This is a genomic window from Actinomycetospora lemnae (assembly GCF_028737315.1).
In the GTDB taxonomy this organism is placed as follows: domain Bacteria; phylum Actinomycetota; class Actinomycetes; order Mycobacteriales; family Pseudonocardiaceae; genus Actinomycetospora; species Actinomycetospora lemnae.
Window position 1 is genome coordinate 615,960 of the sequence record NZ_JAQZAO010000001.1, and the last position, 13,204, is coordinate 629,163.

Genomic DNA, 13,204 nt, shown 5'->3' on the forward strand with positions numbered 1-13,204 from the left:
CGGCCGGCCGACCCTAACCCACTACATCTGAGCGACCGCTGAGATGAACGCGACCCCGGGATCCGCGGAGCGGGACCCGGACCCGGGGGCAGGTGGGTCCGGGTCCCGCTTCCGTCTCGTCGGACCGGTCTGCCCTCCGGTCCGGACGTCCGGCGAGCCCTCAGGCGAGCTGCGCGCGCAGCAGGTCGCTCACCGCCGCGACCCGCACGTAGTAGCCGGGGCGCCCGGCGCGGGCGCAGCCGTCGCCGAAGGACGTGACCCCGATGAGCTTGCCGGCGGCGACGAGCGGGCCGCCCGAGTCGCCCTGGCAGGAGTCGACGCCGCCCTGGTCGAACCCGGCGCAGGTCAGGCGGCGCGGGTCGAAGCTGCGGTCGCCGGCGCGGCAGTAGTCGTCGCCGCGCATCGGCACGGTCGCGGTCAGCAGGTAGCGCGAGGGGGTGGCGTTCTCGGCGGTCGCGCCCCAGCCGTAGACCTGGGCGGCGCGCCCGTCCTCGTAGAGCGCCTCGTCGCCGGCGCCGGCGAGCGGCAGCGGGGTGCGGGCGCTCGGGGTGTCGAGCGTCAGCACGGCGAGGTCCGTGCCCCGGCCGACACCCTCGAACTCGGGGCTGACCCACACCGACCGGACGCCCGCGGTCTCCCCGGCCGCCGACTGCTTGTCGTCGCGGCCCGCGACGACCCGGACCTTGTCGGGCGTGGTCGCGGCCATGCAGTGCGCGGCGGTGAGCACCTTGGTCGGCGCGACGAGCGTGCCGCCGCAGAACTGGAAGCCCGCGGCGTCGGTGAGGAACACGGCCCACGGGTGCTCGTCGGTGGTCGCCCGCGCTCCGCCGACCACCCGCGTCCCGGCGTCGACGACGACCGTGCCCCCGTCGCCGCTGCCGTCCCCACCGGGCGTGACCTCGCCCGCCCGCGCGGTCCCGACGGCCCCGGCGGCGCCGGCGAGCGCGAGCAGGAAGGCCACCCCCAGGAGCGCGAGCGCCCGTCCGCTTGCGGCGGCCCACACCGCCGACCCCTCGCGCACGCCGTTCGTCATCCGGTCCGCCCCTCCGCTCGATCGACCGTCCGGCGTGCTCCCGGTGGGCCGTTCAGCTCAGCGGTCAGCTGCCTTCGGCGGGAGACGACAGCAGCCGCGGCGCCGCCGGACAAGGCGGACGCGGGCAGGTTCGCCCCGCCGAGCGACGACGAACGGTCGATTTCTGTCGGTAAACGACACCGTCGGGTGGTCGCCCGGCCGACGAGCGGTCGACGATCAGCGACGAACGGACACCACGGCGACCGCCCGTCGTACCGACTCCGCGCGGTGGCGGGTGGTGGCGAGGTGGGTGAGGCGGGACCAGCCGGCCCGCGACCTCATCGAGGGCGCACTACCGTGGGGGCGTGCCCCACCACGACCTCGTCATCATCGGCACCGGGTCCGGCAACACCATCCCGGACGAGCGGTTCGCCGACACGGACGTGGCGATCGTCGAGCACGGCGTCTACGGCGGGACGTGTCTCAACGTGGGCTGCATCCCGACGAAGATGTACGTCTACGCGGCCGACGTCGCCGAGACGATCCGGCACGCCGGCACCTACGGCGTCGACGCGAGCATCGACAAGATCCGGTGGGCCGACATCCGCGACCGGGTCTTCGGCCGCATCGACCCGATCTCGGCGGGCGGGCAGCGCTACCGGCAGCACGAGCAGCCGAACACCACGGTCTACCTGGGCCACGCGCGCTTCACCGGCGACCGCACCCTCGACGTGGCGCCGACCGACGGCGGCCCGCCGGTGACGATCACCGGCGACCGGGTCGTCGTCGCCGCCGGCGCCCGCCCCGGCATCCCGGAGATCATCGCCTCGAGCGGCGTGGCGTTCCACACCTCCGACGACGTCATGCGCCTCGACGAGGTCCCGCGCCGCCTGACGATCATCGGCGGCGGCTACATCGCCGCCGAGTTCGCGCACGTCTTCTCCGCGCTGGGCGCCGAGGTCACCATCGCCACCCGCGGGCCGGCGCTGCTGCGCGAGCAGGACGAGGAGATCTCCGGGCGCTTCACCGAGCTCGCCGCCCGGCGCTGGACCGTGCTGCTCGAGGCCTCGCCCACCGCCCCGCCCGAGCAGCGGGGAGACGGCACGATCGTCGTGCACTGCCGCCACGGCGCGATCGAGAGCGACGCCCTGCTCGTCGCGACCGGCCGCATCCCCAACAGCGACCGCCTCGACGCCGCAGCCGGCGGGCTCGCGCTGCACCCCGACGGCCGCATCGTCGTCGACGAGCAGCAGCGCACCACCGCTCCCGGCGTCTGGGCCCTCGGTGACGTCAGCTCCGAGTACCAGCTCAAGCACGTCGCCAACCACGAGGCCGCCGTCGTCCGGCACAACCTGCTCCACCCCGACGAGCCGCGGCGCACGAACAATGCGCACGTCCCGTCCGCGGTGTTCACCGACCCGCAGATCGCGTCCATCGGCCTGCGCGAGCAGGACTGCCGCGACCGCGGCATCCCCTACGTCACCAAGGTCCAGCGCTACGGCGACGTCGCCTTCGGCTGGGCGATGGAGGACACCACCGGCGTCGTCAAGCTCGTCGCGAGCCCCGACGGCACGCTGCTGGGCGCCCACCTCATGGGCCCCGAGGCGTCGTCGCTGATCCAGCCGCTGATCCAGGCGATCACGTTCGGCCTCGACGCCCGGACCATGGCCGAGAAGCAGTACTGGATCCACCCGGCCCTGCCCGAGGTGATCGAGAACGCCCTGCTCGGACTCCCGCTGGCCGAACGCTAGGGCGCCCCGAGGGGCACCGTCCGCCAGCGGGCGTCGAGCGCGTCCGGGCGGTGGGTGACGAGCAGGACGGCGCGGTCCAGCCCGGCGAGGTGGTCGAGCAGCCGGGCGGCGAGCGGCCCGTCGAGGTGCGCGGTCGGCTCGTCGAGCAGCAGCAGCGGGGCCGGGGTGAGCAGCGCGCGGGCCGTACCGACGCGGGCGCGCTCCCCGGCCGACAGGCGCGACCCGCCCTCGCCCACCCAGCCGTCGAGCCCGGGCGCGTCGAGCAGGGCGTCGAGCCCGACGGCGCCGAGGGCCGCGGCGAGCTCGGCGTCGGTGGCGTCGGGACGGCCCAGACGCAGGTTGGCGGCGACGCTGCTCCCGAGCAGCGCGGGCGCTTGCGGCACCCACGCCGAGACCGCCCGCACGTCGGCGAGGGCGAGCTCGCGCAGGTCGGTGCCGCCGAGCGTGACCGTCCCGGTGTCGGGGTCGCGGGCGCGCAGGGCGAGGGCGAGCACGCTGCTCTTGCCGGCGCCGCTGGGCCCGGTGAGCGCGACCTTCTCGCCGGCCCCCACGGTGAGGTCGAGCCCGGCGAGCGCGGGCGCGGGCGCGCCCGGGTAGGTGAGCGAGACCCCGCGCAACCGCAGCGTCGGGTCGGCCGGCCGTGGGCTCGGGGCGGGCGGATCGGTGACGGCGGGGCGCCGCGCCTCGAGGTCGGCGACCCGTCCGGCGGCGGCGCGCACGCCCTCGCCCGCGGCGTACGCCGCGCCCAGCCCGCCGACCGCCTCGAACGCGCCCAGGACGCCCAGCGCGGTGGCGGCGAGCAGCACCGGGTCGGTGGCGCCCGTCGTCACGTCCCACCCGACCAGCCACAGCGCCGCGAGCAGCCCGAGCGCGGGGACGCCCTCGCGCAGCGCGGTCGTCGCCGCGGTGAGCCGCGCGGAGGTCCGCTCGGCGGCGGCCTGCTCGTCCAGGTGCGCCTCGAGGACCCGGCGCGCGGTGGCGCCGCCGTCTCCGGTGGCGTGGTCGGCCAGCCCGCGGACGAGGTCGAGCAGGTCGGCCCCGAACGCGGCGTCCGCGCGCGCCGCGGCGACCGACGCGTGCCGCCCGGCCCGCCGGGCGAGGACGGGCACGGCGACCCCGAGCACGACGAGCAGCAGGGCGAGGACCGCCGCGAGCGCCGGTGAGACCAGCGCGGTGAGCACGACGGCCACGGTGCCCGCCAGCCCGGCGACGACGGCGGGCGCGACGAGGCGCACGAACACGCCCTGCAGCTCGTCGACGTCGGTGCGGATCCGGGCGAGGAGGTCCCCACCGCGGGACCCGGTGAGCGCCGCGGGGGCGAGCGGGACCAGGGCGGCGAGCAGCCCGGCGCGCAGCCGCCCGACCAGCCGCAGCGTCAGGTCGTGGGTCACCAGGCGCTCGACGTAGCGCAGCGCGGGGCGGGCCACCCCGAACAGGCGGACCGCAGTGATCAGGGGCAGCAGGACGAAGAGTGTCTCCGGGCGCCGCGACGCCCCGGTGATCAGCGCCCCGGACGCGGCCAGGAGGCCCGCCCCGCACAGGACCACGAGCGCGCCGAGCACCACGGCCAGGGCCGCCCGCCGGCGCGGCAGGAGCCGCAGCACCCCGAGCACCGGGCCACCCCGCCGGCCGGTGAGGTGCGCGGTCACGCCGCCGCCCGGGGCCGGTCCGGGGCCGCGACGGTCACGACGCGGTCGTGCAGGGCGAGCGGGGCCTCGCGGTGGGTCACCGTGAGCAGGGTGCGGCCGCGGGCGAGGTCGTCGAGGGCGGCGAGCACGTCGGCCTCGGTGCCCGCGTCGAGCTGGGCGGTGGGTTCGTCGAGCACGACGAGCGCCGCGTCCTTGACGAACGCGCGCGCCAGCGCGATCCGCAGCCGCTCCCCGCCCGAGAGGCGGGCGGCGTCCTCGCCGAGCGGGGTGTCGACGCCGCGGGGCAGGCGCGCGACGAAGTGGGCGCCCGCCCGCTCCAGGGCGGTCGCGACCTCGCCGTCGGTGGCGTCGGGACGCCCGAGCCGCACGTTCTCGGCCACCGTGCCGGGCAGCAGCCAGGGCCGTTCGGGCACGTAGGCGACGCGGGCGCGCCAGGCGTCGCGGTCGAGCTCGGTCATCGGCACCCCGTCGACGAGCACGGCGCCGGCGTCCGGGTCGCCGAACCCGAGCAGCAGCCGGACCGCGCTCGTCTTGCCCGCGCCGCTGGGCCCGACGAGCGCGGTGCGCGAGCCCGGCGGCAGCGCGAGGTCGAACCCGTCGAGCACGGCGCGCCCGTCGCGGCGCAGCACCACCGCGTCCCATGCCACCGCCGGCACGCCGGGCGCGACGGGCCGTCCGCCGGCGGCGGGACCGGCCCGGTCGAGCAGCGCGAAGAGCCGTTCGGCGGCCGGGCGGCCCTCCAGCGCCGCGTGGTGGTCGGCGCCGAGCGCGCGCAGCGGCGCGAAGAACTCCGGGGTCAGGAGCAGCACCAGCAGTGCCGTCGCGAACGGCAGCTGGCCCTCGAACAGCCGCACCCCGACGGTGACGGCCACCAGGGCGGTGCACAGCGTGGCGCCGAACTCGAGGACGAATCCGGACAGGAACGCCGTGCGCAGCACCCGCATCGTCGCCGCGCGGTAGCGCTCGCCGATGTCGGCGAGCCAGCGGACGCTGCCGCGCGCCCGCCCGGTGGAGACCAGCACCGGCAGCACCCCCACGGTGTCGACGAGCAGCGCGCCGAGGCGGCCGAGGGTCTCCCACTGCTCCCGCGACGAGCGCGCCGCCCGCGTCCCGACCAGCCAGAGGAAGACCAGCACCAGCCCCCCGCCGAGCACGAGCAGCCCGCCCGCGCCCGGGTCGAGCACCAGCACCGCCGCGGCCACGAGCGGCGGCACGACCGCCGCCGTCACGGCGCCGGGCACGAACCGGGCGACGACGCCGTCGAGCTTGGCGACGCCCTCGGTGGCGGTGGTGACGAGCTCGCCGGCGCGCTCGCCCTCGGCGCCCTCCGGGCCGAGCCGCAGCAGCGCGAGCGCCAGGTCGCGGCGGGCGTCGCGCCGCACCCGGGAGGACGCGCGCGCCGCGAGCAGGTCGCGCAGGCCGACCACCCCGGCGCGCCCGACCCACGCGGCCAGCGCACCCGCGAGCAGCCCGGCGGCCGAGCCCGGCGTCGCCCGGCCCTCGACGACGCCGACGACCACGGCGGTGACCAGCGACCACTGCACGAGCAGCAGGGCCCACACCACCACCGCGAGCGCCACACAGGCGGCGGCGAGCCGGCGCACCGGCGGCAGGCGCAGCAGGCGGGCGGTGGGCCCCGCGGTCAGGTCGGCGGCCGGCACCCGTCAGTACCCCCGTGCGAGGCTGCCCTCGTCGGGACGGATCCGTTCGCGGAACACGTAGTAGTTCCAGATCTGGTAGCCGATGATCAGCGGCAGGAAGATCGCGCCGACCCACGTCATGAGCTCGAGGGTGAGCGGGCGGCTGGCCGAGCCGGCCAGGGTGAGGTCGAACGCCGGGTCGAGCGTGGAGGGCAGGACCACCTGGCGTCGGTAGAGCGCGAGGAAGATCGTGATCGTCGAGAAGACGATCGTCAGCCCGCTCATGGCGAACGCGAGCCGGTCCAGGCGCCGGGTCAGCGCGAACCAGATGCTGGCCAACGTCGCCGCCGCGGCGAGCGGGAACACCCAGGGCAGCACCCCGAAGTCGGCGAACAGCCCCTCGGTCACGTACCCCATCACCACGAAGGCGAGGATCGCGATCGTGGCCAGCGCGCCCCAGCGCAGCGCGGCCTTGCGCGCCCGCCGGTGCAGCTCGGAGTCGGGGTGCAGGCGCAGCAGCAGGAAGTTCGCCCCGTGCAGGACGAACAGCAGCAGCGTGGCGATCCCGCCGACGATCGAGAACGGGGTGAACAGGTCGCCCAGCCCGCTGACGACCCGCCGGTCGGCGTCCAGCGCCAGGCCCTCGATGAGCTTGGCCATGATGACGCCCCAGAGGAACGAGGGCACGAGGCTGCCGGCGAAGTTCAGCCAGTCCCAGACGTCACGCCAGCGCTGCCGGTCGACCTGGTTGCGGTACTCGAAGGACACCCCGCGCAGCAGCAGCGCCAGCAGGACGAGGACGAACAGCGGGTACATCCCCGAGAACAGGGCGCCGTACCAGACCGGGAACGTGGAGAACATGACGCCGGCCGCGGCGAGGACCCACACCTCGTTGCCGTCCCAGAACGGGCCGATCGTGCCGGTCAGCGCCCGTTCCTCGGCCTCGCTGCGGGCGAGCAGCGGGCGGAGCAGGTCGACGCCGAAGTCGAAGCCCTCGAGGAAGAAGTAGAGCGTGAAGGTCCCGGCGATCAGCCAGAACCACAGGGCGACCAGGTCCACCGCTCAGTCCTCCCGGCCGTACGGCACGTGCGCGTAGTCCGGCGCGGGCGCGGCCTGCATCTCGGCGGCGGGGCGGCGGCTCACCCCGGCCCGCGCGGTGGTCGACAGCAAGTAGATGTCGAGCCCGATGAGCGCCAGGTAGACCGCCCACAGGCCGATCAGCCCGGCCAGGACCTCGCCCACGCTGTTCGCGCTCACGCCCTGGTCCACCGTCAGCAGGCCCTGGACCATGAACGGCTGGCGGCCCATCTCCGTGGTGATCCAGCCGGTGAAGTTGGCGACCCACGGCAGCGGGATCAGGTAGACCAGCACCCGCAGGAACCAGCGCGTCTCGAGGAGCCTCTCGCGCCGGCGCCACCACAGGAACAGCCCGACGAACGCCGTGAGCAGCAGCAGCGACCCGATCACCACCATGATCCGGAACGACCAGTAGACCCAGGTGACCGGCGGGATGTACTCGCGGGGCCCGTAGAGCTGCTGGTACCGCTCGTTGATCTGGTTGAGGCCCTCGTAGCGGCCCTCGAGCGAGTTGTAGGCCAGCAGCGACCCGAGATAAGGGATCTCGACGCTGACGTCGTTGCGCCGTTCGCCCTCGTCGATGTCCGCGAACAGCGACCAGGGTGCCGGCGACTCCGAGGTCTCCCACTGGGCCTCCATCGCGGCGAACTTCATCGGCTGGTCGACCACCGCCGCCTGCGCCTCGGTGTGCCCGCTGGTCGCGGAGAAGACGGTGCCGATCGCGGCGAAGACCAGCGCGATCCGCAGGGCCGGGCCGAACACCTCGACGTCGCGCCGGCGCAGCAGGTGGAAGGCGCAGATCCCGAGGACGAAGAACGCCGCCACCGTCCACGCGCTGCCCTGCACGTGGGCGAAGTAGAGCCAGGCCTTGCTGTTGAACACGACCGCGCCGAAGTCGGTGAGCACCGCCTGCCCGTCGACGATCTCGTAGCCGACCGGGCGGTGCATCCAGGCGTTGGCCAGCACGATCCAGAACGCGCTGATCTGCGTCCCGATGGCCACGAGCCAGATGGCGCCCAGCCGCATCCACGGTCGCAGCCGGTCCCTGCCGAACCACCACAGCCCGATGAACGTGCTCTCGAGGAAGAACGCCATCAGCACCTCGAGGGCCAGCGGCACCCCGAAGATGTTGCCGACGAAGCGGGAGTACTCGCTCCAGTTCATGCCGAACTGGAACTCCTGGACGATCCCGGTGACCACGCCGACCGCGAAGTTGATGAGGAAGAGGTGACCGAAGAAGTTGGTCATCCGGTCGTAGTCGTGCTGCCCGGCGCGCCCGCGCCGCGAGTAGGCGAACGTCTCCATCACCGCGATGAGGAACGCCAGCCCCACTGTGAGCGAGACGAAGAAGAAGTGGAAGATGCTCGTCGTCGCGAACTGGAAGCGTGACAGATCGACGACGTCGAGCCCGGACTCCATGGACGTCGGGGTGCCCATCGGCCCCACCCACAACCCCGGTCCTCCGGGGCGGGCGGCTACTCGGTGCGGCGGAAGCGCCACACCGCGAGGGCCAGCAGCAGCACGCAGCAGGCCACGGTGATCAGGATCTGCACCGCCACCGGCACCGGCCAGGTGCCCCAGACGATGCCCGGGTCGAAGCGGGCACGGGTGGCGGCGTCCACGTCGAGGTGGTCGAACACCACCGACCGCAGGGGCTCGACGGCGTAGGTCATCGGGTTGACGAGCGTGAGCACCGCGAGCCAGGTCGGGAGCCCCGAGAGCGGGAACAGCGCCCCGGACAGGAACATCAGCGGGGTGATGACGAGCTGGACCAGCGGCATCGCCGACTGGATCTGCCGGACGCGGGCGGCCAGCACCAGGCCCAACGCGGTGATCATGAAGCCCATGAGGAAGATCAGGCCGATCATCGCGAGCAACATCAGCGGGTCGTAGGGCACCCCGACGAGCCCGGCGAGGGCCAGCAGCACCAGGCACTGCAGCGTGGCCACCGACGCGCCACCGAGTCCCTTGCCGAGCAGGATCGACGCCGACGACACCGGAGCCACGAGCATCTCGCGCAGGAACCCGAACTCACGGTCCCAGACGATCGAGATGCCGGCGAACGCCGCCGTGAACAGCACCGAGATCGCCATGACGCCGGGGAACAGGAACGTCGTGAACGGCACCGAGCCGCCCGCCTGGGTGCTCCCGAGCAGCGAGCCCAGTCCGCTGCCCAGCACGAAGAGGAACAGCAGCGGCTGCGCCAGCGACGACAGGATCCGCGCCCGGTCCTTGACGAAGCGGATCATCTCCCGCTCCCACACGACGAGCGCGGCGCGGGCCTCGGTGGCGAGGCTGCTCGTGGGGACGCGGACGGCCTCGGTCGTGATCGTGGTGGTCATCAGCGTCCTCGCATCCGCATCGCCATGGGGTGCAGGCCCCGCGCCGCTCCCGGCCCCGCCTCGGCGTCGCGGATCGTCGTGCCGGTGTGGGCGAGGAAGACGTCGTCGAGGCTGGGCCGGGTGACGGTCACCGAGCGGATGCCGACGCCGTGGTGCCCGAGCCGGTCGAACAGCCGCGGCACGAACCCCGCGCCGTCGGGCACCGCGACCGTCACCGCGCCCTCGCGCACCGCGCCCTCCAGCCCGAGCTCGCTGCGCAGGGCGGCCAGCGCGGCCTCGTCGTCGTCCGTGGTGAGCGCGACCCGATCGGCCCCGACCTGCGCCTTGAGCGCGTCGGGGGTGTCGAGGGCGACGATCCGGCCCTCGTTCATGATCGCGATCCGGTCGCAGTGCTCGGCCTCGTCCATGTAGTGGGTGGTGACGAAGACGGTGATCTCCTCGTCTCCCTGGTTCTGGGGGTTGCGGTGGAGCTCTGCCACGTAGTCCCAGATCGTGCCGCGGGTCTGCGGGTCCAGCCCGATCGTCGGCTCGTCGAGGAAGAGCACCTGCGGGCTGTGCAGCAGGCCGCGGGCGATCTCCAGGCGCCGGCGCATGCCCCCGGAGTAGGTGCGGACCTCGTCGCCGCGGCGCTCCCAGAGCCCCACCATGCGCAGGACCTCCTCGCGCCGGGCCGCGGCCCGGCGCCGGTCGACGCCGTAGAGCTCCTGGTGGAACCGCAGGTTCTGCTCGCCCGACATCGGGGCGTCGAGCGTCGGGTCCTGGAACACCAGCCCGATCCGCCGGCGGACCGCCGCGCGGTCGCGCACGACGTCGAGGCCCACGACCTCCGCGTGCCCGTCGGTCGGCTCGACGAGCGTGCACAGGATGTTGATCGTGGTCGACTTGCCCGCACCGTTCGGGCCGAGGAAGCCGAACGTCTCGCCCCGCGCGACCTCGAGGTCGATGCCCCGGACCGCCTCCACCGCGCCGTAGCGCTTCACCAGGCCGCGGACCGCGACCGCCGGTGTGCCCATCCACGCCCTCCTCTAACAGCGTTAGGGACGCTACTCTGACACCGTTCGAGACGGCAAGGAGGTGGCATGGCGCTGACTCGCGACGACGTCGTCGACGCCGCGGTGGACCTGCTCGCCGAGGTCGGCCTCGAGGGGTTGTCGCTGCGCCGCCTCGCCCGCGAGCTGGGGGTCAGCGCGCCGACGCTGTACTGGCACGTCGCCGACAAGCGCACGCTGCTCGACCACGTCGCCGAGCGCCTGCTCGCCGACCAGTGGCGGTCCGCGCCGCCGATCGGCCCCGGCGAGGACTGGGCGGCGTGGCTGCGCGAGCGCGCGCTCGCGCAGTACCGCGCGCTGGTCACCCACCGCGACGCCGCGCTCGTCGTCGCCGGCAACCGCCCCACCGACGACGCCCTGCCCGCGGTCGAGGCGACGATGGCGACGCTCGTCGGCGCCGGGCTCGCGCCCCGCGAGGCGTTCCTGACGCTCATGAGCGTGGGGCACTTCGTCATCGGCTCGGCCGTCGAGTACCACGCCGAGCGGGCCCGGGCGGCGGAGACGGCCGCGGTGCCGCACGGGGGTCACGACCCCGCGGCGCACCCCACGCTGGCGGCCGTCGCCGCGGCGATGGGACCGCCCGACGGGGCGCGGCACGAGGACGTCGTGCGCCACGGCCTGGACCTCATGATCGACGGGCTGCGCGCGCGACTCGACCCGGCACCCTGAGCGCCTCACCCCCGGTGGCGGTACTCCTCGCCGGGGATCGGCGGCTCCTCGCGCCGGGACGCCTCGGCGTCGGCCTCCTCCGCCGCCGCACGCTCGCGGCGCTCGGTGCCGGGCAGCGAGGTGTCGCGGTCGACCCCGGCGCCCGCCTCGGCCGTCCGGCCGCGTCGCTCCGTGGCGGCCAGGGAGTCGTCGCGCTCGGCGGTCTCCTCCTCCGCGCGCTCGCGCCGGACGGCCTCGGGGATCGGCGGGGCCACGTGCCCCTGCTCGCCGTGCTCGGGCATCTCTCGGACCCCTTCCGACGTCGTCCTCGACGTCGACACCGTCCGGCGCCCGGCGCCCCACGTCAAGAGCCCGGACGACCCGCGCGACGAGCGGGCAGTCCCACCGCCGTCGCGGCGGCGTCGGCCACGGCGTCGAAGTACGCCTCGCGGTCGTCGACGACGTTCTCGTACTGCCCGAACAGCTCGAAGCCGACGGTGCCGTAGAGCTGCGTCCACACCCCCACCGCGGGCGTGACCAGCGCCGGGGGCACCGCGGGCAGGACGTCGGCGCGCACGACCGCGGGCCAGTCCCGGCCCGCCGCCGGGTCGCCGTGCTCGGCGACGATCGCCGCGAGCACCATCGCGACGCGCCCGGCGGCCGGGATCGTCTCGGCCGGTGCGGCGTAGCCCGGGACGGGCGAGCCGTAGACCAGCGCGTACTCCGCCGGGTGCTCGAGTGCCCAGGCCCGCACGGCCCGCCAGACGGCGCGCCACTGCTCCCGCGGCGGCGCCTGCGGGTCGCGCGCCGCCTCGGCCCGCTCGCCCACGGCGTCGTAGGCCTCGATGATCAGCCGGGTCAGCAGTTCGTCACGGCTCGCGACGTACCGGTACACGGCCGAGGACACCATCCCGACCTCGCGCGCCACCGAGCGCAGCGAGAGCGCGGCCGCGCCCTGCTCGGCGAGCTGGCGGCGCGCCTCGTCGAGGATCGCGCGGGTGGTCTCGGCGCGCGCCCGCGCGCGGGTCCCGGAGGGCATGGCAGGGATGGTGCCACGACCGAGAGCACTGCTCTTGACGAGGACCCGTCCCGGGAGGATGCTCGAAAAAGACCGAGAGCAGTGCTCTCGCAAAGCTCCCGAGGAGGACCCCGTGACCGCCGCCCACTACCAGGCACCCGGACGCCTGACCCGCCGCCTCATGAACCCGCTCGTCGCCGGGCTCACCCGCCTCGGCCTGCCGCTCGCCGGCTCGGCCGTGCTCGGGGTCCGGGGCCGCACCAGCGGCGAGGTGCGCACCACGCCCGTCAACCCCCTGACGATCGGGGGCACCCGCTACCTGGTCGCCGCGCGGGGCGAGACCCAGTGGGTGCGCAACCTGCGCGTGGCCGGCGAGGCGACACTGACCGTCGGCCGGCGCACCGAGACCGTCCGCGCGACCGAGCTCGCCGACGCCGAGAAGGTCCCGGTCCTGCGCGCCTACCTGCGCGCCTGGGCGTGGGAGGTCGGCGCGTTCTTCGAGGGCGTCGGCGCCGACGCCGGCGACGAGGAGCTCGCCGCGATCGCCCACCGCCACCCGGTCTTCGCGATCACGTCGGTGTGAGCCGCGGGAACGGACGCTCCGGCGACCGGTGGGCGCGGGACGACGGCCCGCCGGGGTACGGTCGGCGGTGACCGGCCCGGGGCAGAGCTCCGGACGTCGCCTCCGGGACGAGTGAAGGGATGCGCGCTCCTCGGCGCGATCCGTGCCGGTGATCCCCGCCGCGCTCGCCGCCCGCCTCGGGCGCAGCTGCGGCGGTCTCCCGAGGGAGCTGTCATGACCGACGCACTGCTCAGCCCGAACCGAGTGACCGAGGCCTACGACTCGGCCCGCGTCGCGCACCTGGCCGACCAGAAGGTCGCGGCCCGGGTGGTCGCCTCGCGAGCGACGGGCGTGGAGGACTGCTGCGAGCTCCTCGACATGCTCGGGCTCTCCGGGGCGGTCGGCCTGCCGACGGTCGACCCGCCCCCGCGGCGTTGATCCCCGTCCCGACCACCC

At 75.0% G+C, this 13,204-nt stretch carries 13 protein-coding genes; 4 read left to right on the forward strand and 9 right to left on the reverse strand.

What is annotated here, in order from left to right; translation table 11 throughout:
• Positions 1–160: 160 nt before the first annotated feature.
• Complete coding sequence (locus PGB27_RS02985) at positions 161–1,033, reverse strand: S1 family peptidase (RefSeq protein ID WP_274198841.1); 873 nt, start codon at positions 1,031–1,033, stop codon at positions 161–163.
• Positions 1,034–1,377: 344 nt separating this feature from the next.
• Here PGB27_RS02985 and PGB27_RS02990 point away from each other — a divergent pair, with 344 nt between their 5' ends.
• Positions 1,378–2,763: a mycothione reductase gene (locus tag PGB27_RS02990; RefSeq protein ID WP_274198842.1), complete on the forward strand. Its 1,386-nt coding sequence runs from the start codon at positions 1,378–1,380 to the stop codon at positions 2,761–2,763.
• Here PGB27_RS02990 and cydC read toward each other — a convergent pair.
• From cydC to PGB27_RS03020, 6 genes are read right to left on the reverse strand one after another with little or no spacing between them, the layout of a single operon-like run.
• Complete coding sequence (gene cydC / locus PGB27_RS02995; protein WP_274198843.1) at positions 2,760–4,412, reverse strand: thiol reductant ABC exporter subunit CydC; 1,653 nt, start codon at positions 4,410–4,412, stop codon at positions 2,760–2,762. The two genes, PGB27_RS02990 and cydC, sit on opposite strands and share 4 nt — an antisense overlap.
• On the reverse strand, positions 4,409–6,073 hold the full coding sequence (gene cydD, locus PGB27_RS03000) for a thiol reductant ABC exporter subunit CydD (RefSeq protein WP_274198844.1): 1,665 nt from the start codon (positions 6,071–6,073) through the stop codon (positions 4,409–4,411). Before cydD ends, cydC begins: the two co-directional genes overlap by 4 nt.
• A gap of 3 nt (positions 6,074–6,076) precedes the next feature.
• The gene (gene cydB, locus PGB27_RS03005) at positions 6,077–7,111 is read right to left on the reverse strand and encodes a cytochrome d ubiquinol oxidase subunit II (protein WP_274198845.1); all 1,035 of its coding nucleotides are present in this window, start codon (positions 7,109–7,111) and stop codon (positions 6,077–6,079) included.
• A 3-nt stretch (positions 7,112–7,114) separates the two neighbouring features.
• On the reverse strand, positions 7,115–8,566 hold the full coding sequence (locus tag PGB27_RS03010; RefSeq protein ID WP_274198846.1) for a cytochrome ubiquinol oxidase subunit I: 1,452 nt from the start codon (positions 8,564–8,566) through the stop codon (positions 7,115–7,117).
• A gap of 38 nt (positions 8,567–8,604) precedes the next feature.
• Complete coding sequence (locus tag PGB27_RS03015; protein ID WP_274198847.1) at positions 8,605–9,471, reverse strand: ABC transporter permease; 867 nt, start codon at positions 9,469–9,471, stop codon at positions 8,605–8,607.
• Positions 9,471–10,484, reverse strand: a complete 1,014-nt coding sequence (locus tag PGB27_RS03020) for an ATP-binding cassette domain-containing protein (RefSeq protein ID WP_274198848.1) — start codon at positions 10,482–10,484, stop codon at positions 9,471–9,473. Before PGB27_RS03020 ends, PGB27_RS03015 begins: the two co-directional genes overlap by 1 nt.
• A gap of 66 nt (positions 10,485–10,550) precedes the next feature.
• Between PGB27_RS03020 and PGB27_RS03025 the strand changes: the two genes are divergently transcribed.
• Positions 10,551–11,189, forward strand: a complete 639-nt coding sequence (locus PGB27_RS03025) for a TetR/AcrR family transcriptional regulator C-terminal domain-containing protein (RefSeq protein WP_274198849.1) — start codon at positions 10,551–10,553, stop codon at positions 11,187–11,189.
• A 5-nt stretch (positions 11,190–11,194) separates the two neighbouring features.
• Here the strand turns inward: PGB27_RS03025 and PGB27_RS03030 are convergent, their stop codons facing one another.
• On the reverse strand, positions 11,195–11,470 hold the full coding sequence (locus tag PGB27_RS03030) for a hypothetical protein (RefSeq protein ID WP_274198850.1): 276 nt from the start codon (positions 11,468–11,470) through the stop codon (positions 11,195–11,197).
• Positions 11,471–11,532: 62 nt separating this feature from the next.
• Positions 11,533–12,207 (reverse strand): TetR/AcrR family transcriptional regulator, encoded by a 675-nt coding sequence (locus PGB27_RS03035; RefSeq protein WP_274198851.1) that lies wholly within the window; start codon positions 12,205–12,207, stop codon positions 11,533–11,535.
• 160 nt (positions 12,208–12,367) lie between these two features.
• Between PGB27_RS03035 and PGB27_RS03040 the strand changes: the two genes are divergently transcribed.
• Positions 12,368–12,769, forward strand: a complete 402-nt coding sequence (locus PGB27_RS03040) for a nitroreductase/quinone reductase family protein (RefSeq protein WP_274198994.1) — start codon at positions 12,368–12,370, stop codon at positions 12,767–12,769.
• Positions 12,770–12,982: 213 nt separating this feature from the next.
• A complete protein-coding gene (locus PGB27_RS03045) occupies positions 12,983–13,186 on the forward strand; it encodes a hypothetical protein (protein WP_274198852.1) in 204 nt (67 codons plus the stop codon).
• Positions 13,187–13,204 lie beyond the last annotated feature (18 nt).